Origin of the sequence: Pseudomonas yamanorum, from assembly GCF_013386765.1 — a bacterium.
Lineage (GTDB): Bacteria > Pseudomonadota > Gammaproteobacteria > Pseudomonadales > Pseudomonadaceae > Aquipseudomonas > Aquipseudomonas yamanorum_A.
The window spans coordinates 135568-158640 of the sequence record NZ_JACARE010000021.1; the positions used below are offsets into that span (position 1 = coordinate 135568).

A 23073-nucleotide genomic window follows, 5' to 3' on the forward strand; every position below is an offset into this window, starting at 1 on the left:
ATTTCCTTTCCGAGAGCATCCCATGGCAAGTCCTCTTGTATTTATCGACGGCGACCAAGGCACCACCGGCTTGCAGATCCATCAACGCCTGCGCGGCCGTACCGACCTGCAACTGATCACCCTCAGCCCCGAACACCGCAAGGACCCGCAACAGCGCGCCGAGATGATCAACGCCTGTGACATCGCCATTCTGTGTTTGCCCGATGAGGCTGCGCGGGACGCTGTCGCCAGCATCAAGAATCCGGCCGTGCGAGTGATCGACGCCAGTTCGGCGCACCGTACCCATTCCGACTGGACCTATGGGTTTGCCGAGATGAACCCGCAACAGGCTCAACGCATCGCCACGGCGCAGCGGGTCAGCAACCCCGGTTGCTATCCCACCGGTGCGATTGGGCTGTTGCGGCCGTTGCTTGAGGCCGGGCTGCTGCCTCGGGACTACCCGACGACCATCCATGCCGTCTCAGGCTATTCCGGCAAGGGCCGCGCCGGGGTGCAGGAACATGAGGGCGCCGACGCCTCGCAGGCACCGGCCTTCCTGGTCTACGGCCTGGGGCTGGAACACAAGCATGTCCCGGAGATTCAGTTGCAAAGCGGGCTGACGCAGCGGCCCGTGTTTGTGCCGGCCTACGGTGCTTTTCGCCAGGGGATCGTACTGACCATCCCACTGCAACTGAGACTGCTGGCACCGGGCGTGGATGGGTTGCAGTTGCACGACTGTTTGACCCGGCACTACCGCGACACCCATCACGTACAGGTGCTGTCGATGCAGGCCGCCAACGAGCTGACGTACCTTGATCCCCAAGCCCTGAACGACACGGATGACTTGCGCTTGATCGTGCGTGAGAACCACGAGACGGGCCAGGTGTTGCTGGCGGCGATATTCGACAACCTCGGCAAGGGCGCCGCCGGTGCCGCCGTGCAAAACCTGGACCTGATGCTCAAGCCGAAACAGTAGCGATGAAGGCCCTCAAGTCCGCCAGCATCAACTGCGGCTGCTCCCAGGCCGCGAAGTGACCGCCGGCGGGCATCTCGCTCCAGTGCACGATGTTGAAGGTCTTCTCGGCAAATGAGCGCGGTGGCGGCACGAACACCGGGTCGCGAAACGCGGCGAATCCGGTCGGCACCTGGATGTGGGTGCCGGGCGGGAATATCGACGAACCCTCAAGGCGTTTGCCGTGATACATCCACGTCGCGGTGACCATGGCAGACGGTGCGAGATACAGCATGATGTTGGTGAGCAATTGCGCTTCGGTAAAGGTATGCCAGAGGTCCGGGTTGCCGTCGGCAGTCTTGGGCAGGTCGGCCCAGGTGCCGATTTTTTCCAGGATCCAGCCGGCGGCGCCTACCGGGCTGTCTGCCAGCGCAACGGCCAGGGTCTGCGGGCGGGTTTCCTGCAGGTGGTTGTAGCCGGTTTCCCAGTCGATCAGCACGTCGCGCCGGGCGACGAACGCCTTCTCTTCGGCCGTGGTTGCGACCGTGCCTTGGGCAATCAGGTCAGCCATGTTCAGGTGAATCCCAAGCAACGCCTCGGGCCGATCGTGGGCCATCCAGCCGGCGATGCCGGAACCCCAGTCGCCGCCTTGGACGATGAAGCGGGTTCGCCCGAACAACCGGGCCATCAGCCCGTGCATCAACTCGGCAGCCCGACGCGGGCCAATCACCCCGGTGATCGGCTTGGAGAACGCAAACCCCGGGAGCGACGGCACGATCACATCGTGTCCATCCGCGGCCAGCGGTTCAAGCAGCGCTTCAAACTCAAGGTACGAACCTGGCCAGCCGTGGAGCAGCAGGACCGGCGGCTTGGAACCGTCGCCCCGCACACGGACGAAATGCAGGTGCTCGCCCTCGATCTCGGTGATGAAGTTGGGCAACTGGTTAAGGTGTTTTTCCACCTCACGCCAGTCGTAGGATTCCAGCCAGTAAGTGACCAGACGCTTGAGGTCGCTGATGCCAACGCCCGCCTTCCACCCGCCCAGGTCGGGGAGTTGGGTCCAGTCGTATGCAGCGACTTTGTCGCGGATGGCGGCAAGACGTTCGTCGGGGATGTTGATGGTGTAGGGCAAGATCATGGGATTCTCCTGGTGAGTTTCCGTATTACGTTGCTTTACGCAATACTGATCGCGATAAAACCCGATGTGAACCCCATTGCGCCGCTCAAGGCCTTTGCGAAAAACGCATAAGTGAGTTTCCCGTGGATATAACGGACGAACTGGAAATCTTTACCCTCGTGGCCGAGACCCAGAGTTTCTCGGCGGCGGCCCGTCGCTTGAACCTTGCGCCCTCCTCCATTGCACGGGTGCTGGACCGGATGGAAGCAAGGCTTGGTGTGCGCCTGCTGCTGCGCACCACACGCTCGCTGACCGTGACTCCGGAGGGCGCCGCCTACCTGTCGTGCGCCCGACGAATCCTTGCCGACCTGCGGGAAACCGAACAGCAGATCACCGATCAGAACTCACCCCGCGGGCGCCTGCGGGTCAGCAGTTCGCTGCTGTATGGCAGGACGTTCGTGATACCGCTGCTGGCCGAGTTCATCCAACGCTATCCGGACATCCTGGTAGACATCGACCTCACCGACACCGTGGTCGACATCGCCGCCGGCCAGGCCGATGTCGCCGTGCGATTGGGCCCGTTGCCCGACAGCGCCCTGACCTCCCGCCGGCTTGGCGCCACCCACAAGGTCATCATCGCCTCCCCCGGCTACCTCGCGCGGCGCGGCACGCCGCAGGTGCCGGAAGACCTGCTGGATCACGACTGCATCGGTTTCAACTTCAAACGCGCCGCGCCCACCTGGCCGTTTCGCAAGGATGGCCATGACTATTCACTGACGATCAAAGGCCACGTGGAAACCAATAACGGCGACACCCAGGGCCAGTTGGCGGCCGAAGGCATCGGCATCGCGCGGGTCTGCGCCGAGACCGTGGAAGACGCGATCAAGGCAGGCCGACTGGTGCCACTGCTGGAGGCCTTCAACCCCGGCGACGGGGAAGAGATTCATGCCGTGTTCCTCGGCGGCACACATACACCGGCGCGGGTCCGGTGCTTTGTCGATTACCTGGTTGAGCGGTTCCAGTAACCGCAAAATCGTATGGCTACTCTACTGCGAGCTCTACGTAGCTGGACTCGCCGCCGCCCTCCGCGCCCGACAACCAGCCCCACACAAACGCCAGGGTGGTGCGCCCGGCGTCATCCACGCCTACCGTGCCCCGGGACCAGCCGGCAAGAATCTCGCCCTCCGTGGTCAGGCACTGATACAGCAACTCGATGGTATCGGGGCCGGTGGCGCGCCCGACTTGATTGCCCATGCGAATCCGCCCGCCCTGGTAAGTGCCCCAGATGGCGTTGGCGTCGACATGGTAATGAAACACCGTGCCTGTCCCGGACAAGCCGTGGGTGTTGCCGGCAACGATAAACCGGCGATTGTTCAAGCGTTCGCTGATTTGGGAAAAGGGGGTTTGCATATAAAGCGCTTCCTTGATCGACAGGGTCCATTCCGGGGCGGTAAACCTACCTCATAACGCTTTAACCGGTCATTTAAAACCTGCACAATTGCTGGCTTTTCCGCGACAGGATGTCCTCATGCAACGCATCGTAATTCTCGGCAATGCCGGCAGCGGAAAATCCACCCTCGCCCGCGCAATTGGCGAACGCCTTGGCCTGCCCGTGGTGCACCTGGACAGCCTGTTCTGGTCCCCCGGCTGGGTCGAACCCGACGCCGAACAGTTCCGCACGCGGGTGCGCGACGCAGTCGCCCCTGATGCCTGGGTGTGCGAAGGCAACTACGCCCGGCGCACCTTCGACCTGCGCCTGCCCCGTGCCGACCTGATCATCTGGCTCGATACGCCACGGCTCACCTGCTTTACCCGGGTGCTAGTGCGCAGTGCACTGAACCGCCCTCGCCCGGACTTACCCGCAGGCTGCACCGAAAAACTCGACCGCGAATTCCTGACCTTTCTGAAGTACGTGTGGACGTTTGATCGCGGCTCCCGCCCGCGTATCGAGGCGGTGCGGCTGGCCGTAGGGCCGCAGGTTCCAGTGGTGCACTTGCGCGATGGTCGGGAGATTGAGGAGTTTCTTGGCAGTTTGCCCGCAGCGCCTGAAGGCGGCCTTGAATAGATGGAGCTTGATATGAGAGAGGGCCTGGAAACGCGCGTCGTCGTCATTGGTGCAGGCATCGTCGGCGCGTCGCTGGCGTATCACCTGGCCGTCAAAGGCACACAGGTAACCGTGGTCGAGGCTGGAGGCATTGCGTGGGGGGTGACCGCAACCTCATTTGCCTGGATCAACGCTTCACACAGCGGGCCTGATCCCATCGCAGCATTACGTGGTGCGGCCATCAGTGAATACCACCGCCTTGAAACGCAACTGCCGGGGCTGAACATACGCTGGACAGGCGCCCTGTCTTACAACACGAACGCTGGTGAGAGGCGGCAGGCTTCGGCGAAGCAGGTGTCGCGAACGCAGATTCTCGACCTTGAGCCAAACCTTGAAAATCCTCCAGAGCAGGCGTTGTATGCCGCCGAAGAAGGTGCGCTGGATGCGGTGCACGTAACCCATACGTTGATCGCCGGTGCCCGGGCGCTGGGCGCGAAGATACTCACACAGACGCCGGTTCTCGGCTTCAAGACTCTGAATACCAGGGTGACGGGTGTCGAAACGGCATCGGGTGTCATCGATGCCGACATTGTCGTGCTGGCAGCCGGCACAGGTACATCGAAGCTGACAGACATGCTTGGCGTGGCCCTTCCCATACAAGCCTCACCGGCCATTTTCATTCGCTACACCACGCAACCCTGCCTGGTGCGCACCCTCATTTCCAATGCTGAAATGGAAGTGCGGCAAGCGGTGGATGGTACGTTGCTGGCGGCAGAGGACTACCTGGACGACGCCGTGGAAAACCATCCCATGGCGATCGCCTTACGAACGGCCAAAGCCATCCGCAACGAGCTCCACGGAGTTGTTTCCATTGAGCCGGAGTTGGCCTGTGTCGGCCTCAGGCCCATTCCCGCAGACGGCATCCCCATCATCGGCTATCTGCCGAACGTCGACGGTGCCTACGTTTGCGTGATGCATCCCGGGGTCGCGTTGGCCGCGATAGTGGGACGTCTTGCGAGTGAGGAGATCATTGATGGCAGGGACGACCCGGCTCTTGGTCCATGCCGTCCTGACCGTTTTTTTCAAGCGTAGAATCCTGTTTGCGCTGGCGGCCCCCTGGAGACGCTTCGTTTCACGGAATAGTTGCGTAGAAGGAGCACTATGATTGTCTGTCTGAATCAACCCTTCCCAAACATCAGAACGGTGGCGAACGCGTAATGGAACCTCTCATACACGCCATCATTGGCGAATTCTGGGACAAGGAATTTGTTGAAGCGCTGGTTCCCGGGAACGGTATAAGCCTGCGTGTTTGCATTCGTGTACCAAGCCGGGCCAATTATTCCGCGTATCTGCAGAACGCGGATGCCCTGTTGCCCGCCTTGATCGCAGATATTGGCGCCGTGGAAGCGATAGCGACCAAAGCGGTTGGAAGTGACTGCCCCGCCAAGGTGTTTGATGTCTGGATTGCGCCTGACGGTAGCGCCTCCTATACCTGTGGTTTCTTCGATGGGGCGATGGAGGATGAATTGGTGGGTGTGAAGCGCAGTCAGGAAGGTGATCTGACAACCTGATTCATTTATAAATAAATTCATACCCCAGAATATAAGAGCCTATCGCGTTTGAATGAGCCGTCACCCAAACGGCATTCATACCTTTCTTTCTTCGATCGTCGAGCTCTGACTTAGTGGTACAAAGCTCAATCCAGCGCTCAGTTTTTAGATCCTTAAATCCCAGACCCGCCTCACAACGGCCAGATTTGCCAAAGGAACGCCCCGGAATATTCAGCTCATAAGCTGACTCATAATGAACAAGCTCGCCAGGCAACAGGTAAGTACAGACATTATAAATATTTAAAGACAAACCAAGACCAAGGCAAAAGCCACCAACAAAAGAATCTGCAACACGCTTCAAGCTTCTTCCAGCAGGACGATAGTAGATCGCCCTTCCGGCAAAAATGAGTCCAATCAAACAGCCGACGAGTGTATAGGTCGTCCACTCAGGAACCGACGACATTAAAACTGTTCGTGTTCCAATACGAACGGCCCAGAGCATATAAAGAATCCAGGCCCCAAAAACCAAACACACCGCGACCAAAATGGCTCTTTTCTCTGGTTTGTTTTCAAATGAAGGATATTCCATTCCCTGCCTACTATTTTTTAGTTCCGGGGGTGAGTCAAAAGCAGCGCAGGCTCACAGCCAGAGAGTGGCCACGAGCCCCCTCGAAAGATTCACAGCGCCCGCGAACATGTGCAATAGCACCGGGACCAGAATGCCGGCGCTGCGTACCCGGGCATACGCCAGGATGACTGAGAGCGTGCCGATCAGCAGGCACTCTGTCCAACCGCTAAACGGCATGTGCATGGCCACGTACAACGTGGTGGTGGCCAGTATCGCCACCCACTGCCAAAGGCGATGGTCCAGGGGGAAGAGGCGAATCAGGAAGTGCCGGTACAAGAGCTCTTCAAAAATCGGAATAATCAGGAGCCCCATTGAGAGAAGGAGCACCTTTTGAGCAGCAGGAAGACTGCCACGGAAGGCCATTGTGTAGGCCTCAGACCCGTATCCCAGCCCGATATCGAAACTGGTACAGACCAGGTAAACCCCCAGTATCCATGGCAAACACAGCTTGAATGTCCTGCTCAGGTCGCGCCCAATAACCGCGCGAAATCCGCCTGAGTGCCTGCGCTCGATCACCGCCAACATCAGCAGCACCATTGCAGAGAAACCGCCGTCGATTAGCTGCGTGAGCCTGGTCAAGTTTCCTGTGCCGACAACCAGCACCAGCGCAAGTTGAATCGCGAGATACAAACCTATCGCCAGGCAGGCCATCAAGATGCGACGCCGCCAAGAGTAAGTGTCCATGCAAGCCGCAGACGGCCCTGAAAGCGCTTCGTACTTCACGCCAAACTTCCTTTACCCGATTGGTATGGCGGGCATATTAACGAACGAGCGCCACGAGGACCGATCTATTTATCTGAGCGTCACAGGCGAGCTAGCTTCAACGTCGTATGCAGTTGGCCAACGCACTGCCCCTGCCCAGCCAACTTCAGGGCTCTAGTCGAGCGGGGTCTTAAACGGTCACTACAGGTTTTTATTATTAGAACAGTGGGATGCTGTATCCGAGGATCAGACGATTTTCATCCTGATTGCGGTTAGCTTTCACGGTAACTCACGCTTGGCTCGGGAAAAAATGTTCACCAGCGTGCCATCCGGGTCGCGCAACAGCGCCGAGGTATTGCCCCAAGGCATCAGTGTGATCGGCATCACGACCTCGGCGTTTGCCTTGTCCGCGAGCACCAGCGCCGCCTCGACGTCGTCGACCTCGAACTCCAGGATCGCTGAGCGGTTTGCCGCCGCGCAGGCAAGCCCATTGTTATAAAGCCGGACCAAACGTTCGTCGCTGATTGCCAGCACGATGCCGTCGAGGTGAATTTCGGCGAATCCTTCAGCGAGGTGCCTTGGTTCAACAGCGCAGAGCGTTTGATAGAAATCGACAACGCATTTGAAGCGCTGAGTGACGAGGCGTACGGATGCAAAGTTCATGGGCTGACCTGTTGAGAGGGAAAGACTCACTTTAACGCTGAGCAGTGTCAGTTTCTGTCAGCATCGTCAGCCGCTCAGCAAGCTCACCGGACCCGCCTGGCGTTGCCATTGCCCATCACATCAACGCCAACTTGATTTGCAAATGCGTACCGCAGTGTCGAGAAAAATTGACGCCACCATTTGTTCATTTTTTTGTGCGGCGAAGTCGCTTTCTGCTTGTCTCTTTTTAATCGACGGGCTCGCAAAGAGAATGCTAGCTTTCTCGTCCGGGTCCATCCGCCAAAGGCATTTCCATGAGCGTCTTTCACGACACTGCCACAAAAGCCCCTGTACATCCCAGGCCCAGGGTCATGATCTACGGGGTCGGATACTACGGCATGGAGGCCGTGCGCATTCTCGTAAAAAAAGGCTGGCCAATCGTTGCGGCGGTGAACCGGGCAGGCCCCAAGATCGGCAAGGATCTGGGGCGGCTCGCCGGGCTGGACGAAGACTTGGGAGTCGTCGTACAGGACTGTGAAACCGCCGACTACGCGGCCATGGAAGCGGACATCGCGCTTGTCGTGCAAACCGAGAGGTTGAGCCTCAACTTTGCGGCTTATCAACGCCTCTTGGGCGCCGGCATCAATGTCATCTGCCACGGCTCGGAGTCCTACTTTCCACAAGGCGCCCATCCGAAACTGGCCGAAAAGATAGATGCCTTGGCCAAGAGCAACGCTGTTACGTTCACCGGGACGGGTATCTGGGACTTCTCCCGCATCTGGGCGGGTTTACTGATTGCGGGGCCGTGTACCGAGCTGCACTCGCTGACCCATCGCAGCTTGACGAACGCAGAGCTTGCGAACGAACGTATGATGCGCGCCTATGGCGTTGACATGACGCAATCCGAGTTTTTGGAAAAAGTAACCCAGGTGCCCGGTCAGTTAGGAGAGCTGTATAAAGGCATACCGACGCACGTGATGCACGCGCTGGGCTTTACCATCAAAAACGTGACCGAGCTGCGAGAGCCGGTACTTTCCGATCAACCCGTGTGGTGTCGTACCCTCAACAGATTTTTGGAACCGGGCACCTCGCTCGGCCTGCGGATCATCGTATCTGTCGAAACCGTAGAAGGGCCTACGGCAAGCGCGCATATTGAACTGCGTCTGCTGGCCGAAGGCGAGTCCGAAAACATGACCTGGGCGGTTGATGGCAGGCCACCCTCCAAAATCCGAATCGACCGCGCCGATGGCGTGCACACCTCGGCGGCATGCATGGTGAACCGGATTCCCGATGTAATGGCTGCTCAGCCTGGAATAAGGTTGATCTCCGAGCTTGGGCCACTGAAACCGTCCCTGGTCTGAGCGTCATGGCGGATTTCAGGCTGGCCGATGTGAAAGGCAGAAATCGGCCAGCAGCAGACGTTAAAAACCTGCAAGTGTTTGGATTTCATCCGGTTAGCAGACAGGTCTGCTAGCATCCTTTTTTTGTTTTATGAGCTACCAGCATGCTACGGAAAGTCGCCTGTTCCCTCCTGCTCACAATGGCTTCTCAATCGGTTCTGGCCGAACAGGTTTTCCAGTGCGGTGAAGCCACAGTCACTATGAGCGTCGACACGACCCTGCCATTACGATCGACTGAAGGCGCTGATGTCATGCTGCGCGTAGAACGAGGTCCGCGTTCGACGCTCCTACGGTACAGCAACGTCGATTTCATTGGAGGTTCGTGTGACACAGACGCAAGCGGTGCCCCACGAATCGTCTACCAAGCGGTATGCAGCGGCAGCGGTTGTTTCGATTTATCCAACTGGGGCGTTATCGATGCAGAGAGCTTGCAGGCATTACTCGTGCCTTCGAATGACAGCCTGGCACCTGCCACTCACCTGCTCGGCCATCAGCCCACGCTCAAGGGCGTAAAAAAGATGAATGTGAGCGAGGAAGCACGTCGACTAGGATTGCCAGCACCGTAACGGCCTTTCAGCATGTCCGCTTCTGGTCGGTTCGCGACCGTTGCTCTGATTGGCCATCCTTGTCATTCAAAACGTCGAGGACTTGTCATGAACATCGCCGCTACCACCCTCTATCCACGCGTCAATACGCGCGTATCGTCAAAAACTGTGTGAAAGCCGTTGGCCTTGATCCAGCCTTGTATGGCACTCACACAATGACACGTACGAAGGCATCGCTCATCTATCGCAGGACGAAGACCCTAAAGGCGGTTCAACTGCTGCTCGGCGATACGAAGCTGGAGATGGCGGAACAAACTGAGGTCTGACCATCCATGGCGACGATCGAAGTCAGACCGTCGCTAACCTTACGCGTTTTGAACCTACCCACCGGAGAGCTACCAATATTTCGGATTTATGGAGTTGTTTTCAATATTGATATTTTTTGCAATATTGAATAATGTCTCATAAATAGCGACAAGCCAAAGCGGCAGATCGCACCTCGACGCTGAAACCAACCGGGACTCCCATGGAAAACAATAATAAAAGTACCCCGCTGCCCCTTTCGGTTGATGTACTGATCGTCGGCTTTGGCCCAGTCGGCGCGGCATTGGCAGCCCTGCTCGGTCGCTACCACGTAAACGCCGTGGTGATCGATAAGCAGCACGAGATACTGCGCATGCCACGTGCCATTGCCCTGGATAACGAAGCCTTGCGTATGTTGCAGTTGATCGGCCTGCCCGAGGATGCGTTCGACAAACTGGTCATCCCAGAAGTCAAAATGCACTGCCCACTGGTAGGCCAATTCAGTCGCGCCAATACCAGCGGCTGCATCGATGGCCACCCCAAGCTGGTAACTTTTTACCAACCCGATCTGGAGAACGCCCTGCGCAGCCGGTTGCTGCAATATCCTTGCATCACCACGTGCACGGGTTACGAGTTGCAGGATGTTCAGCAACATGGCGATCACGTGGAGGCTTTTCTGCTGGACGAAGATGGCATGACGTTTACCGTCAATGCCAAATACCTGATTGGCGCGGACGGCGCAGGGTCGCGGGTGCGTACGTTGATTGGCCAGGACTTCACTGGCCAGACCTATGCTGAAGACTGGCTGATCGTGGATGCCAATGGACGCCAGGGGCAGGCAATCGACCATGTTGAGTTCCTGTGTGATCACCGCCGGCCTACCCCCCATATGCCGGCCCCCGGTGGCCGGGAACGTTGGGAGTTCATGCTGCATCCCGGTGAAACGCGAGAGGAAATGGAGCAGCCGCATCGCATTACGCAACTGCTGGCTCCGTGGGTAAAAGCTGCCGACTTAAGTATCGAGCGCACGGCGGTGTATCGCTTCCACGCACGTTGCTGCGACAGTTTTCAGAAGGGACGGGTATTTTTGATCGGCGACGCGGCGCACATTACGCCACCCTTCGTCGGACAGGGACTGGTTGCCGGTCTTCGGGATGCATGCAACTTAGGCTGGAAGCTGGCCTGGGTACTCGATGGCCGCGCCGCACCCAGGATACTCGGCAGCTACGACCAGGAACGCCGCCCCCACGCTAAAGAAATGATCGACCTGGCCAAACTGATGGGCCGCGCAGTGATGCCGCGCAATGCCGTCGTTGCCTTGCTGATCCACGGACTGATGAAATCGCTGACCCTGTTCCCGCCCGCCCGCCGGCTGTTTGAAGAGCTGGACATCAAGCCGAAGAATCGCTTCAAGAAAGGCTTGTTCAGCACACAACGCAAAACGAAGTCCCTCCCTGTTGGCGGCCTACTGAACCAATGTCTGGTGCGGGATCCTGTTCATGGCATCGTCTTGAGTGACGATGTGCTGGGAGATCAAATGACCCTTATAGGGTTTGGTAACGACCCTCGCCAACTGCTGGAAACTGCAACCCAGGAGCGATGGCAGGCCCATGGTGGTGGGTATTTGCAGATCGTCCAGCGAGGCCAACGGGGTAATCCAGGCACCCATTGGGTCGAAGACCTGAGTGGTGAACTGCTCAAATGTCTGCCGAAAAATACGTTACTGATCGTTCGACCTGACCGCATTGTGATGCACAGCGGTGGCGCCGATCATGCAAATGAGCTGGCAAATGCATGCATGGCCTTGCTGGATAATTGAATAGATCAGCGATATTGACGGTAATTTGATTACTATCTTTGTCTTTCATCCCGCCGCGTCTTACATCATCAGGCATTTCCATGAGCGTAAAAACCGACACAGAACAGGCCACTCACACTCTGGAACCTCTGACCCGCGGCCACAAAAAAAAACAACGCACGCGTCAGGGCTTATTGGATGCCGCGCTGCGGCTGTTCGCCCGTAAGGATGTATTTGAAACGGGTTTGTTGGAGCTGGCAGAAGAGGCAGAGGTCTCTACCGGCACCATCTACAACTACTTTCGCACCCGCGAGGAGGTAGTGGAGGCCGTGGGTATCGCCATGGCCAGCGAGTTTTCTGAGAGTATTTCCGGGTTAAGTGCAGGAGTTGAGAACGGTGCCCAGCGCATTGCAATTGGTGTGCGTCTATTTATCCTTCGCGCGATTGCCGACCCGAACTGGGCCAGCGCACTGGTGCGAATCGTACATTTTGACAAGGGGCTGCGGTCAACGCTCGCCATGCACGTCCAGGCGGACCTTCGCACCGGCGCAGAGCAGGGGCATCTGTCGTTTATCGATGAAAGCATCGCGCTGGACCTGGTTATAGCCTGTGCAACAGCCGGCATGCGCAGTGCGGTTGAGGGTCGCACGGTTGAACAACATGATGAGAAAGTCGCCGAGATGGTGCTTAAAGGCTTGGGTGCGAGCCCGGTGAAGGCTAAAAAGCTCGCCAGCCTTCCGTTGCCGCAACCTAACGAATAACCGGTCCACTCTAAATGCCTTGTTCAGCTACCCATTTACGATAGCGCCGAGCTTGGCGCTTGGTTTTAAGCTGACTGGTAATCAGCGTCATTAGCGGCGAGATGCCAGGTTTGGTGGCTTTGCCCAGACTAAGCAAACTGAGCTGCTTCTTGATGATCGCCGTGATGGCAACGGCAACAAAGGCCTTATTCTTCCAAGATATCTGTACCGACTTTATCTGTGCGCCGTCCCCGGTCAACCATTGACTTGGCAAATTGGGTTCAAATGCCAAAGCGGTGGCCATTCCTACCATTGCCACAGAGGGGCTGTTGATAACTATTTCAGCAATTTCCCTACGGCGGATCCCACCTGTGACCATTACAGGCATACGTGCCACGCGACCAATGCGTTCAGCGAACTCCAAAAAGTACGCCTCTCGAGCGAGTGTTTGGCCGTCGCGTGTGTGGCCTTGCATAGCAGGACTTTCATAGCTGCCGCCAGAAATCTCGACCAAATCCACGGGCAGTTCATTGAGCCGTTTAACGACCTCAATCGCGTCCCCCTCCTCAAAACCACCGCGCTGAAAGTCTGCTGAATTGAGTTTCACTGACACGCAAAACTGCGGTGCCACACGCGCCCGAACAGCCTCTATGGTACGAATGAGAATCCGCGCGCGGTTTTCCAAGCTACCGCCCCATTTGTCAGTCCGCTTATTGGTCAGTGGGGAAAGAAACTGGCTGAATAGATAACCGTGCGCAGCATGAATCTGTACGCCCGTAAAACCGGCGCGCTCGGCCAGAACAGCTGTTCGTGCATAACGATTAATCAAGCCATGAATTTCAACCTCGCTCAGTGACCGAGGCTGAGCGAACAGCTTGGCCACACCGGGAATGTTCACCGCAATGGCTGAAGGTGCCACCGCCTCCTGGCCGAGATTGGCCATCAGTTGCCGGCCGGGATGATTGATCTGTAACCAAGCCTGAGCGCCTTGGCTACGGCATACGACGGCCCAGTTCTTAAACTGCTCAAGATAACGATCATTCTCCAGAATGACCCCTGCCGGACCGGTCAGAGCACGGCAGTCGGGCATTACATTACCAGTAATGATGAGCCCAGCCCCTCCGTCTGCCCATGTCTGATACAAGCGAAGCAATTCAGGACCAGGGGCGTGATTTTCATCTGCCAAATTCTCCTCCATAGCGGCTTTTGCAAGGCGGTTTACGATGCGTGTGCCATTGGGCAACAACAATGGCTGAAACAGGGGCAATCCCGACATATCACTGATCCTTCAAATGTTGCGCCAAGGCGCCAAGGGGTTTTTTCAACGTGCGCCCCAACCATTGCAGCGACGATTCGGATTCATGCACAGGCGCCAGAGTCAGCCACTCGCCTTTCTCCGCATAGTGGGGAAATAGCGACAACGCATGACCGCGGGTGATACCCCGGAGTTCTTTTGCCCCCCAGAGAGGAGATTGGCGTAGCGTTTGGATTTCGGCGCCGACTGACGCGGCTGGTGCGATCGGATAACCACTGCCGAAAACCACCTGAGCAGGCTCCACTAGTTCCTTGATCACCGCCATGGACGCAGGTGAAGTAGACACGGCTGTATCGAAGTAAAAGCGCCGCAAATAGGTCATCACCCCGAGAGGAACGTCATCAGCGAATTCCGGCAAGGCATTGGCCAGGGAGATACGCCATGCCGCATAAGGTAGAAAGCCGCCGCCATCCGCCAGAATCCACCGAATGCGTGGGTACCGCTCCATCGTTCCAGTGAAGATCAGATTGATCGCCGCGCGCGTGATGTCACAGACCATCTCCAATGCGTATGGTGGCGTACCCAGCCCTAATTGCGCGCTGCTGGGGTGCAGATTAGCCTGTAAAAAAACTGTGGCCTGGCGTTGATTTAACTCGCTCATCAACTCTTCGAATTGCGGGTCACCTAGAAACACACCATTACTGCTGCCCATCAACAGCACGCCATCAGCCTGCAAAGTGTCCAGGGCATAAATGGCCTCGGCGCAGGCAAGATCGGTTGCTGGCAACGGCAGCACAGCGAAGGAGCCGAAGCGGCCTGGATATGTGACCGCCATCTCGGCGGCAAACTCATTGCAGCTACGCGCCAGATCGGCTGCGGCCCGACCCTCGCCAAAACAAACACCAGGCGCTGGTAATGAGGTGATCGCTGTCTGGATGCCTTGTGCGTCCATGAGTGCCGCTGACTGTTGCACAGACCAGCTTGGCAGCGCCATGCCCGTCAGAGCGCCCAGCCCTCGACGCTGCAGGGCGTCGACAAATACAGGTGGCAGAATGTTGTGATGCACATCAATGCATTCGGGCTTGAGCTCTTCCTTGGTGGCAGCGGGCTCACTTTGCACTTCTGACTGCGCCGCAACAGTCCTTGGCAAGGAGCCCCCGACGACGCCTGCGCCCAACACCGTCGCCCCAGCCAGCAGGCTCGTACGGGCGACAAATTCTCGGCGATTCATAACACCTCCGTGTTTATCTTGTTATTAGAGTGGGTTACTGAATAGGAGCGTCGTGTTAACGATTACGCATACGTTCAGCTAGTGCGCCAAGCGGCTTCGTCAGGCTGCGTTTCATGCGGCCGGAAAAAGACTCGCCTTCATAGATCGGCGCTGGCTGCACGACCTCGCCCGGCTGCTGGTATTGAGGAAACAAACGTAGCGCGTAGCCACGATTGATCCCGTAGTGCTCATCGCTGGACCACAGAGTGTTTTGCTCTAGGGTTTGACATTGCAGGCTCGTAGCGGGAGCCGGGGCGAACGGAAAATCACTGCCGAAAAGGATGTGATCCGAGTCAACTAACTCCTTGAGCGCTGCCATCGAATAGCGCGAGGGAGAGAGAGCTGTGTCGAAATAAAAACGCCGGATGTAAGTGAGAATTCCTTGAGGCGCCAGCTGCTGGAATTGCGGCATCGCATTGGCCAGGGAAACACGCCACGCCACATAGGGAAGAAAACCACCGCCGTGGGCAAGGATCCAGCGTATGCGTGGGTATTTCTCCATCGTCCCGGTCAGGATCAGATTGACGGCAGCGCGAGTGGTGTCGCAGAGAAATTCGATCAAAAAGCCAGGAGTCTTGAAGCCCAACTGTTCACTGCTTTTGTGCAGGTTTGGGTGAACGAACACCACTGTGCCACGACGATCCAATTCGTTCATCAGTTCGTCAAAACGCGGGTCGCCCAGAAATACCCCATCGGTGCTGCCAAACAGCACGATTCCCTCGGCCTTCAGCACGTCCAAGGCATAGATGGCTTCGCTACAAGCCGTTTCGGTAAACGGCATGGGTAGTACCGCGAAGTTGCCAAAACGGCCCGGGAAATCATCACGCATCTTCGCCGCGTATTCGTTGCAATCTCGCGCCAGTTGCCGTGCCTGCGCCACACCGTCGCCCAAGTGCACGCCGGGCGTGGAGATGGAGGTAATGGCACGTTGAATGCCATTCATGTCCATCACATCAATCGACTGCTCTGGCGTCCATTTTGGTAAGAGTGCACCCGCATGGCGCTCCATGCCCCGCTCGTAAATTGCGTCGCGGAATACAGGTGGAACGATGTGGTGATGGACGTCAATAAGGCCTTGCTTGAGGGTCATTGTTGTTATTCCTGGCGAGAACAGTCGCGACCTGGCCGTGGAAGCCCACGACAAAAACACACCTTCGATCAATATTGAACACTAGCGTTCACCTCAGTCAACTGCGTTCAACGCTAATGGCTCCTCAAAAAAAATAGGAAATACCGATAACCCCCTATACATATGGGGTTCTAGAGAATTTCTCTAAAAAAATATCTTAAATCTGAAAATACTTGATTGACGAAAATTGAACAGTGGCGTTCAATCAGGTCAGATTCGAATGGTGGAGAACATTTGTGGATTCAATGAACCCGGTGCAGCGACGCATCCATCAGGCCGCTTTGCGCTTGTTTGCCGAGAAAGGCGTCAGCCAGGTCAACATCAGCGACCTTGCCCAAGAAGCGGGCGTGGCCCGCGGCACCATTTACAACAACGTCGAGACGATGGACAAACTGTTTGAACAGGTAGCCAGTCAGCTCAGCGCGGACATGCACCAGCGCGTAAAAAAGAGCATCGACAGTGTTGGAGACCCTGCACAGCGCTTGGCCAATGGTATTCGTCTGTTTATCCGCCGCACCCACGAAGAACCGCACTGGGGCGCGTTTATGAGTCGCTTTGCGCTGAGCAACCTGGCCCTGCGGGAGATGTTCTCTAGCCAGGCCGTACCGGACCTCATCCATGGGTTGAGTCTCGGTCGCTACCAGTTCCGCCAGGAGCAAATGGTCACGGTGATTTCGTTTATCGCCAGCAGCGTACTGGGCTCGATGTTTTTGGTCTTGGAAGGCTTGAAGACCTGGCGTGAAGCCGGCACCGATACCGCCGAGCTGATACTGCGGGCGTTGGGAGTGAGCATTGACGACGCTCGTGTGCTAGCCACTGTGGAGTTGCCGCCGCTGCCGCCTTCCGACTGATTCACGACTGAATACTGGTAGCCCAACCCCGGTTTTCGGGGTGACGGGCAGCTTTTGCCTGAAAAAAGTGTTGGAGAATAATAATGAGCAAATGCCAAATCCTGACCCTGGCGACACCGCAGCCGGCTCGCCACCCGAACCCTACGGTCAAAGCCCAGCGGCTTGCCTATCTGATTTTTCAGCGTCCGGACCTGGCCAAGGCGGAACAGTTTCTGCGCGACTTCGGGCTCACCGTTTGCCATCGTGCTACCGATGCGCTGTATCTGCGCGGCACCGACAGTTCAGCCTATTGCTACCGCATCGAGAAGGCAGACGAGGCACGCTTCGTCGGCTTCGCACTCACCGTCGCTACACGCGAAGATCTTCTCAAGCTTGCGCGTTTGCCGGGCGCGTCAGCAGTTGAAAACCAATTACAACCGGGCGGTGGCGAGCGGGTGCGCTTGCGCGATCCGTCGGGGTTCGTGGTGGAAGCTATCTACGGACAAGCGGCGGTCAAACCGTTGCAGCATCGCGCGCCTTTGCCCCTCAATCTGGCAGAGCAAATCCCGCGCATCAATGCCACCCAACGTACGCCAGCCAGCGCTCCGGAGATCCTCAAGCTTGGGCATGTAGTTCTGGAAGTAGCGGACTACCAGGCAACCTGCGCTTGGTACACCGAGCATTTCGGATTGATCCCTAGCGATGTACAAGTACTGCCTGACGGTTCACCCGCCGTAACGTTCATGCGCCTGGACCTGGGTGACGTCCCGGCAGACCATCACACCCTGGCCCTGGCGCAAGGCTTCATGCCCACCTACAGCCACAGTGCTTTTGAGGTAGTAGATGCGGACGCAGTGGGCATGGGTCAGCGCGTCTTGCGCGAGCGTGGATGGGTTCATGCCTGGGGCATAGGTCGGCATATTCTCGGCAGTCAGATCTTCGACTACTGGCAGGATCCTTGGGGCGACAAGCATGAACACTACTGCGATGGCGATCTATTCACCCAAGATCAGCCCACCGAACTGCATAGCGTCAGTGCGCAGGCCATGGCGCAGTGGGGGGAGCGCATGCCCAGGAGCTTCACCAAACCCAAGCTCAGCGTGCGCGCCATCCGAGCCTTGATCCACAACCTCAGACACAGCCCGGACCTGACTTTTCGCAAGTTGGTGACCTTGGCGCGGCTGTTCGGCTGAGCCTGCCGGCAACGCTCGCAAATGCAGTACAACAACAACCTGATGCCACGCAGCATCAGCCGATCGAGTCCTCGGGAGCTCCTGTCATGGCAGTGCATGTAGTCCACTTCGAACATCAGAATCGTACGCAATGGGGCGTGATAAACGCCGGCAGAATCACCGTGATTCCCGGTGACTATGCCAGCACCGGCGAATTCATCAATAACACCAGCGTCACCGAGCTGGCCCGGATGAATGACGGTGATCTCCCCCTGTCTGCGGTCAAGTTGCTTTCGCCCGTCACCCGTGACCAACAGTTCGTCTGCCAGGGCGCCAACTACCGTCAGCACATGATCGAGTCGGGCATGGACCCTGACGCCAAGCACTTCAACATGATCTTCACCAAAGCCACCAGTTGCATAGTGGCCGCCGACAGTGAGCTGATCAAACCCTCCCATGTACGCTTCCTCGATTATGAAATCGAGTTGGGTCTGGTGCTCAAACGCGCCATCACGGGCAAGGTGACTGTCACCGACCACAACCTGCACGACTTCGTCGCCGGCCTGGTGGTGGTCAATGACTATTCGGCTCGCGATATCCAGATTCCGCAAATGCAGTTCTACAAGGGTAAAAGCTATCGCACCTTCGGCCCTGTCGGCCCTTACCTGTGCCTGCTCGAAGCGCCCGACATGCACTACTTGAAGAACCTGCAACTGCGGCTGACGGTCAATGGGCAGGTCCGACAAAACGATAGCACCGCCAACCTGGTGTACGGCCCGGCAGAAACCTTGACCGAGCTGTCCGGTGTACAGGATTTCAACTCCGGCGACCTGATCGCCACCGGCACGCCAGCCGGCTGCGCGCTTACCGTGCCCTCCCCCGCGAAGCAACGAATCGGCGCCTTGCTGCCGGATGCGGTGAAGTGGAAGATCTTTCTGAAAACACAGGAGAGCCGCACGCAGTACCTCAAAGCCGGCGATCTTGTCGAAGCCAGTATTCGCAGCGCCGATGGCAAGATCGATCTTGGCACCCAGCGTAATCTTGTGGTGGAGCAAGCCTGATGGCGATCACAAACCTGGCCGATATTCAGGCGCTGGAACGCACCCCGCTCAGTCGTCAGGGACTGTCGGCGAGCACCTATGATGCCTTGGCAAATTGTGCAAAAGAGCGCCCGAATACGCCCGCCCTACGCTTTTTTCTCGACGGGCAGAATTTTCGCAAGACCCACGACTGGACCTACTCCGAGCTGCTGATCGACATCACCCGCGCTGCTAACGCGTTCCACGAACTCGGCCTGGGCGCTGACGACGTCATCGCGTTTATTTTGCCGAATTTGCCGGAAACCCATTTCACCATCTGGGGCGGCGAGGCGACAGGCATCGTCATGGCGGTCAATCCGTTGTTGGAGGCGCCTCAGATGGCCGACCTGCTGCGGGCGGCCAACGCCAAAGTCGTGGTCACCCTGGCACCGACGCCTGGTAGCGATCTGTGGCCACGGCTAGCTACGCAACTGGACCAGTTACCTAGCGTCAAGCACGTGATCTGGGTGAGCATGGCGCCCTATGTCAGCACGTTTAAAGGGTTGGCATTGCGCTGGATGGCCAAACGGGAAAAAGCACGCTACCGGCATCTGGCAATTGCCGACCTGAGGGACCTGATGAAGAAACAGCGTCATCAGTACCTGAACAGCGCCAGGCATATTCGCGCCGAAGATCCGTCTTCATACTTCTGCACAGGCGGCACCACGGGGTTGCCGAAGATTGCCATGCGCAGCCATGGCTCCGAAGTTTTCAATGCGTGGGCCATGGCTCGCAACATGGAGCCTCGGGAACCCGGCCTGGTGATTTTCTGCGGCTTGCCGTTATTCCATGTGAACGGCCAATTAGTCACCGGCCTGATGCCGTGGACCAAGGGCGACCAAGTGGTGATCGGCACTCCTCAGGGGTACCGCGGGGCCGGGGTCATCCAGAATTTCTGGGCGATGGTTGAGCACTTCAAGATCAATTTTTTCTCTGGTGTGCCCACCGTATATTCCGCGCTGCTGCAACAATCGATAAAAGAGCACGACCTTAGCAGTCTCCAAAGCGCTCTTTGTGGTGCTGCACCCATGCCGATAGAGCTGTTCAAGGACTTCGAAGCGCAAATCGGCGTTCCTATTCTCGAAGGGTACGGCCTCACTGAAGGTGCCTGCGTTTCGTCATGCAACCCCGCGGGGGGCGAACGCAAAATCGGTTCCATTGGCCTGCGTCTGCCTTATCAGGAAATGCGTGCGGTGATTCTGGATGAACACGGCAGTTACCTGCGCGATGCGATGATCGACGAGGTCGGGGTGATAGGTATTCACGGCCCCAACGTATTTATTGGCTACCTGCAATCCGAGCACAATCAAGGCCTGTGGATCGATATTGACGGCCATCGCTGGCTGAACACCGGCGACTTGGGACGCCAGGATGCCGATGGTTATTTTTGGCTCACCGGGCGCAAGAAGGAGCTGATTATTCGCGGCGGCCATAACATCGACCCCAAACAGATCGAAGAAGCGTTGCAGGCGCATCCGGCCGTCGCGCTGGTGGCCGCCATCGGCTGTCCCGATGCCCACGCTGGTGAAGTGCCTGTGGCGTATGTCCAGCTCAAGCCAGGGCACAGCTGCGCAGCGTCGACATTACTCGCATTTGCCAGCCAGGCCATTTCCGAACGCTCAGCCGTGCCCAAGCGCATCGAGATCCTCGACGCCTTGCCGATGACACCGGTAGGCAAGATCTTCAAGCCGGCCCTGCAGCAACTGGAAATCGCCAACGTCGTACGCCTGGAGGCAGCCAACGCGGGCGCGCAGGATATCAGCGTAAACGTGTTGCAAGACCCGCGTCGCGGGCTGGTCGCCCACATTGGCGCTGGCGCCCATCGTGAGCAACTCGTGCCCCTGCTCGGGCGCTACAGCTTCCAAATTGAATGGCTCGGCTAGCACTGCCTGCTGAGTTGAGGAGGCAATCACTGCCACCCGCAACCTGAACATTGAGCATCACCAACTGAGCTCCGAGAACCGGCTATGGCATTTGCCATGGTCTGCGAGACCTGCTGCGCCTCGAAAACCGTGCAGGGACGCGTAACGCACAACAAAAACAACAAGAGGTAGTGAACGCAATGACTCGTAAACAACCCCCATGGCAACAGGCTCGCCTGCCCCTCGCTTTCGGCCTGGCCGCATTGGCCAGTGCGCCCGCATCGGCAATCAACTTCGATATCGGCGAGATCCACGGACAGTTCGACTCCAGCCTCTCGGTAGGCTCCAGTTGGTCCCTGGAGAACCCGAAGCAGGAACTGCTCAGCAGCCACAGCGCCGACGACGGCCGGCTCAACTTCAAGAAAGGCGACGCCTTTAGCCGGGTATTCAAAGGCGTCCACGACCTTGAACTCAAATACGGGGACAGTGGCGTATTTGTACGCGGCAAGTACTGGTATGACTTTGCGCTCAAGGATGAACATCAGCGGTTCAAGGACATCGATGATCACGGTCGCCAGGAAGGTGCGAAAGCTTCCGGCGCCGAGATTCTCGACGCCTTCATTTACCACAACTACCTGATCCGAGACTTGCCCGGCACCGTGCGTCTTGGCAAGCAAGTGGTGAGCTGGGGCGAAAGCACTTTTATCCAGGGCGGCATCAACACCATCAATCCGGTGGACGTGACCTCTTTTCGCCGACCCGGCTCGGAGATCAAGGAGGGGTTGATTCCGGTCAACATGTTCTACCTGTCGCAGAATCTCACCGACAACCTATCGGCGGAGGGTTTCTACCAGTTGGAATGGCAAAAAACCGCGATCGATAACTGTGGCACTTTCTTCTCGCAGACCGACGTGATCGCCGATGGCTGCAATGGGCTGCCGGTGGGGCCGATACTCGACCAGAATCCGGCGGCCAGGGCGGCCCTTTCGCCGTTTGGCGTGCAACTCTCCAACGAAGGTATCGTGATTCCCCGCGGTCGCGACCGTGACGCTCGCGACGGCGGCCAGTGGGGCGCTGCACTGCGCTGGTTCGCACCGGAACTGAACAGTGAGTTCGCCGGGTACTTCATCAACTATCACAGCCGCCAACCCTACGTCAGCGCCATCAGCAGTGCGCATGCCGCTGACCTGGGCTTTGCCCCGCAACTGTGTGGCAACGTCGGCGTACCGGCAGGTGCCTGTGGCGGTTTCCTCGCCAGCCCCACCGGCCAGAGCCTGGCTCAGGCCTACCGCCTGGGCACCTCGCAGTATTATGTCGATTACCCGGAAGACATCCGCCTGTACGGCCTGAGCTTCAGCACCAGTCTGCCCAGTGGCACCACTCTGGCAGGCGAGATCAGCTACCGGCCCAATATGCCGCTGCAGATCAGCCCCGTGGACTTGATCAGCGCCGGCATCGGCGTACCGGCCTTGACGCCGGTGCTGTCATCCGGGGCGGCGCCATTGGCCAATGGCCAGGACGTCTCCGGCTATCGACGCAAGGAAGTCACGCAGGCTCAGGTCACCGCCACGCACTTCTTCGACCAGGTCATGAATGCCGAACGCCTGACCCTGATCGGTGAAGTGGGGCTCACTCATATCGGTGGCCTGGAGGGCAAAGGCGGGCTGCGCTATGGCCGCAGTACTGCCTACGGTCAAGGGGAGTTGTATCCCAACAACAGCCTATGCACCAACACCACCAATGTACAGACGCCTTCCAACTGCAACAACGATGGTTTCGCCACCAGCACCTCTTGGGGTTATCGCGTGCGCGCCATCTGGGACTACAACGGGGTGATTCCGGGCGTTGAATTGCACCCGAATATTGCCTGGTCCCATGACGTGAAAGGCTACGGCCCCGAGCCTGGCTTCAACGAAGGCTCCAAGGCACTGAGCCTGGGCATCGATGCCAATTACCTGAATACCTACACCGCAAGCCTGTCCTATACCGACTTTTTCGGCGGCGCCTACAACGTAAACATCGACCGCGACTTCATCGCCCTGAGCTTTGGCGTGTCCTTTTAAGTGGAGCCAACAC

Annotated in this window: 22 protein-coding genes and 1 pseudogene; 15 read left to right on the forward strand and 8 right to left on the reverse strand. The window is 57.8% G+C overall.

Going from position 1 to position 23073, the window contains the following annotated elements; all coding sequences use genetic code 11:
- Positions 1–22 precede the first annotated feature (22 nt).
- Positions 23–955: an N-acetyl-gamma-glutamyl-phosphate reductase gene (argC, locus tag HX875_RS17905; protein WP_177044208.1), complete on the forward strand. Its 933-nt coding sequence runs from the start codon at positions 23–25 to the stop codon at positions 953–955.
- On the opposite strand, the gene HX875_RS17910 is transcribed toward argC, so the two are convergent.
- A complete protein-coding gene (locus HX875_RS17910) occupies positions 939–2069 on the reverse strand; it encodes an epoxide hydrolase family protein (protein ID WP_177044209.1) in 1131 nt (376 codons plus the stop codon). The two genes, argC and HX875_RS17910, sit on opposite strands and share 17 nt — an antisense overlap.
- A gap of 122 nt (positions 2070–2191) precedes the next feature.
- Between HX875_RS17910 and HX875_RS17915 the strand changes: the two genes are divergently transcribed.
- The gene (locus HX875_RS17915; RefSeq protein WP_177044210.1) at positions 2192–3073 is read left to right on the forward strand and encodes a LysR family transcriptional regulator; all 882 of its coding nucleotides are present in this window, start codon (positions 2192–2194) and stop codon (positions 3071–3073) included.
- A gap of 16 nt (positions 3074–3089) precedes the next feature.
- On the opposite strand, the gene HX875_RS17920 is transcribed toward HX875_RS17915, so the two are convergent.
- Complete coding sequence (locus HX875_RS17920) at positions 3090–3458, reverse strand: hypothetical protein (protein WP_177044211.1); 369 nt, start codon at positions 3456–3458, stop codon at positions 3090–3092.
- Between the two features lie 118 nt (positions 3459–3576).
- Here HX875_RS17920 and HX875_RS17925 point away from each other — a divergent pair, with 118 nt between their 5' ends.
- From HX875_RS17925 to HX875_RS17935, 3 genes are all read left to right on the forward strand, one after another.
- Positions 3577–4113: an AAA family ATPase gene (locus tag HX875_RS17925; RefSeq protein ID WP_177044212.1), complete on the forward strand. Its 537-nt coding sequence runs from the start codon at positions 3577–3579 to the stop codon at positions 4111–4113.
- 12 nt (positions 4114–4125) lie between these two features.
- Entirely contained in the window at positions 4126–5184 is a 1059-nt protein-coding gene (locus tag HX875_RS17930) for an NAD(P)/FAD-dependent oxidoreductase (protein ID WP_177044213.1), read from the forward strand.
- Between the two features lie 125 nt (positions 5185–5309).
- Positions 5310–5663 carry a hypothetical protein gene (locus tag HX875_RS17935; protein WP_177044214.1) on the forward strand — a complete coding sequence of 118 codons (354 nt, stop codon included), beginning with the start codon at positions 5310–5312 and terminating at the stop codon, positions 5661–5663.
- A 1-nt stretch (position 5664) separates the two neighbouring features.
- Here the strand turns inward: HX875_RS17935 and HX875_RS17940 are convergent, their stop codons facing one another.
- The 3 genes from HX875_RS17940 to HX875_RS17950 all read right to left on the reverse strand — a co-directional run bounded on the left by HX875_RS17940 (position 5665) and on the right by HX875_RS17950 (position 7635).
- Complete coding sequence (locus HX875_RS17940) at positions 5665–6231, reverse strand: hypothetical protein (RefSeq protein WP_177044215.1); 567 nt, start codon at positions 6229–6231, stop codon at positions 5665–5667.
- A 51-nt stretch (positions 6232–6282) separates the two neighbouring features.
- Positions 6283–6993 (reverse strand): CPBP family intramembrane glutamic endopeptidase, encoded by a 711-nt coding sequence (locus HX875_RS33175; protein WP_177044216.1) that lies wholly within the window; start codon positions 6991–6993, stop codon positions 6283–6285.
- A gap of 258 nt (positions 6994–7251) precedes the next feature.
- Entirely contained in the window at positions 7252–7635 is a 384-nt protein-coding gene (locus HX875_RS17950) for a VOC family protein (RefSeq protein WP_177044217.1), read from the reverse strand.
- Positions 7636–7985: 350 nt separating this feature from the next.
- On the opposite strand from HX875_RS17950, the gene HX875_RS17955 reads away from it, so the two are divergent.
- The 5 genes and pseudogenes from HX875_RS17955 to HX875_RS17975 all read left to right on the forward strand — a co-directional run bounded on the left by HX875_RS17955 (position 7986) and on the right by HX875_RS17975 (position 12421).
- Positions 7986–8975, forward strand: coding sequence for an NAD(P)H-dependent amine dehydrogenase family protein (locus HX875_RS17955; protein ID WP_177044218.1), 990 nt, complete (start codon positions 7986–7988; stop codon positions 8973–8975).
- 143 nt (positions 8976–9118) lie between these two features.
- Positions 9119–9580, forward strand: coding sequence for a hypothetical protein (locus HX875_RS17960; RefSeq protein ID WP_177044219.1), 462 nt, complete (start codon positions 9119–9121; stop codon positions 9578–9580).
- Positions 9581–9612: 32 nt separating this feature from the next.
- Positions 9613–9885: pseudogene (locus HX875_RS33180) on the forward strand (integrase); the annotation flags it as partial.
- Between the two features lie 200 nt (positions 9886–10085).
- Positions 10086–11681: a bifunctional 3-(3-hydroxy-phenyl)propionate/3-hydroxycinnamic acid hydroxylase gene (locus tag HX875_RS17970; protein ID WP_177044220.1), complete on the forward strand. Its 1596-nt coding sequence runs from the start codon at positions 10086–10088 to the stop codon at positions 11679–11681.
- A gap of 80 nt (positions 11682–11761) precedes the next feature.
- Positions 11762–12421 carry a TetR/AcrR family transcriptional regulator gene (locus HX875_RS17975; RefSeq protein WP_177044221.1) on the forward strand — a complete coding sequence of 220 codons (660 nt, stop codon included), beginning with the start codon at positions 11762–11764 and terminating at the stop codon, positions 12419–12421.
- A gap of 10 nt (positions 12422–12431) precedes the next feature.
- Here HX875_RS17975 and HX875_RS17980 read toward each other — a convergent pair whose 3' ends face one another.
- From HX875_RS17980 to HX875_RS17990, 3 genes are read right to left on the reverse strand one after another with little or no spacing between them, the layout of a single operon-like run.
- Positions 12432–13676, reverse strand: a complete 1245-nt coding sequence (locus HX875_RS17980; RefSeq protein ID WP_177044222.1) for an NADH:flavin oxidoreductase/NADH oxidase family protein — start codon at positions 13674–13676, stop codon at positions 12432–12434.
- Position 13677: 1 nt separating this feature from the next.
- Positions 13678–14886 (reverse strand): amidohydrolase family protein, encoded by a 1209-nt coding sequence (locus tag HX875_RS17985; RefSeq protein ID WP_177044223.1) that lies wholly within the window; start codon positions 14884–14886, stop codon positions 13678–13680.
- Positions 14887–14941: 55 nt separating this feature from the next.
- A complete protein-coding gene (locus tag HX875_RS17990; RefSeq protein WP_177044224.1) occupies positions 14942–16015 on the reverse strand; it encodes an amidohydrolase family protein in 1074 nt (357 codons plus the stop codon).
- A 275-nt stretch (positions 16016–16290) separates the two neighbouring features.
- Between HX875_RS17990 and HX875_RS17995 the strand changes: the two genes are divergently transcribed.
- The 5 genes from HX875_RS17995 to HX875_RS18015 all read left to right on the forward strand — a co-directional run bounded on the left by HX875_RS17995 (position 16291) and on the right by HX875_RS18015 (position 23060).
- On the forward strand, positions 16291–16905 hold the full coding sequence (locus HX875_RS17995) for a TetR/AcrR family transcriptional regulator (RefSeq protein ID WP_177044225.1): 615 nt from the start codon (positions 16291–16293) through the stop codon (positions 16903–16905).
- 83 nt (positions 16906–16988) lie between these two features.
- Positions 16989–18077 (forward strand): VOC family protein, encoded by a 1089-nt coding sequence (locus tag HX875_RS18000; RefSeq protein ID WP_218171956.1) that lies wholly within the window; start codon positions 16989–16991, stop codon positions 18075–18077.
- A gap of 86 nt (positions 18078–18163) precedes the next feature.
- A complete protein-coding gene (locus HX875_RS18005) occupies positions 18164–19117 on the forward strand; it encodes a fumarylacetoacetate hydrolase family protein (RefSeq protein ID WP_177044226.1) in 954 nt (317 codons plus the stop codon).
- Entirely contained in the window at positions 19117–21018 is a 1902-nt protein-coding gene (locus tag HX875_RS18010; protein ID WP_177044227.1) for an acyl-CoA synthetase, read from the forward strand. The genes HX875_RS18005 and HX875_RS18010 overlap by 1 nt, the downstream gene beginning before the upstream one ends.
- A 179-nt stretch (positions 21019–21197) precedes the next feature.
- On the forward strand, positions 21198–23060 hold the full coding sequence (locus tag HX875_RS18015) for a DUF1302 domain-containing protein (RefSeq protein WP_177044228.1): 1863 nt from the start codon (positions 21198–21200) through the stop codon (positions 23058–23060).
- Positions 23061–23073 lie beyond the last annotated feature (13 nt).

Coding starts and splice junctions, on each gene's coding strand:
- argC (WP_177044208.1), top strand. CDS start 23: ATGGCAAGTCCTCTTGTATTTATCGACGGCGACCAAGGCACCACCGGC.
- HX875_RS17910 (WP_177044209.1), bottom strand. CDS start 2,069: ATGATCTTGCCCTACACCATCAACATCCCCGACGAACGTCTTGCCGCC.
- HX875_RS17920 (WP_177044211.1), bottom strand. CDS start 3,458: ATGCAAACCCCCTTTTCCCAAATCAGCGAACGCTTGAACAATCGCCGG.
- HX875_RS17925 (WP_177044212.1), top strand. CDS start 3,577: ATGCAACGCATCGTAATTCTCGGCAATGCCGGCAGCGGAAAATCCACC.
- HX875_RS17930 (WP_177044213.1), top strand. CDS start 4,126: ATGAGAGAGGGCCTGGAAACGCGCGTCGTCGTCATTGGTGCAGGCATC.
- HX875_RS17935 (WP_177044214.1), top strand. CDS start 5,310: ATGGAACCTCTCATACACGCCATCATTGGCGAATTCTGGGACAAGGAA.
- HX875_RS17940 (WP_177044215.1), bottom strand. CDS start 6,231: ATGGAATATCCTTCATTTGAAAACAAACCAGAGAAAAGAGCCATTTTG.
- HX875_RS17950 (WP_177044217.1), bottom strand. CDS start 7,635: ATGAACTTTGCATCCGTACGCCTCGTCACTCAGCGCTTCAAATGCGTT.
- HX875_RS17955 (WP_177044218.1), top strand. CDS start 7,986: ATGATCTACGGGGTCGGATACTACGGCATGGAGGCCGTGCGCATTCTC.
- HX875_RS17960 (WP_177044219.1), top strand. CDS start 9,119: ATGCTACGGAAAGTCGCCTGTTCCCTCCTGCTCACAATGGCTTCTCAA.
- HX875_RS17970 (WP_177044220.1), top strand. CDS start 10,086: ATGGAAAACAATAATAAAAGTACCCCGCTGCCCCTTTCGGTTGATGTA.
- HX875_RS17975 (WP_177044221.1), top strand. CDS start 11,762: ATGAGCGTAAAAACCGACACAGAACAGGCCACTCACACTCTGGAACCT.
- HX875_RS17980 (WP_177044222.1), bottom strand. CDS start 13,676: ATGTCGGGATTGCCCCTGTTTCAGCCATTGTTGTTGCCCAATGGCACA.
- HX875_RS17985 (WP_177044223.1), bottom strand. CDS start 14,886: ATGAATCGCCGAGAATTTGTCGCCCGTACGAGCCTGCTGGCTGGGGCG.
- HX875_RS17990 (WP_177044224.1), bottom strand. CDS start 16,015: ATGACCCTCAAGCAAGGCCTTATTGACGTCCATCACCACATCGTTCCA.
- HX875_RS18000 (WP_218171956.1), top strand. CDS start 16,989: ATGAGCAAATGCCAAATCCTGACCCTGGCGACACCGCAGCCGGCTCGC.
- HX875_RS18005 (WP_177044226.1), top strand. CDS start 18,164: ATGGCAGTGCATGTAGTCCACTTCGAACATCAGAATCGTACGCAATGG.
- HX875_RS18010 (WP_177044227.1), top strand. CDS start 19,117: ATGGCGATCACAAACCTGGCCGATATTCAGGCGCTGGAACGCACCCCG.
- HX875_RS18015 (WP_177044228.1), top strand. CDS start 21,198: ATGACTCGTAAACAACCCCCATGGCAACAGGCTCGCCTGCCCCTCGCT.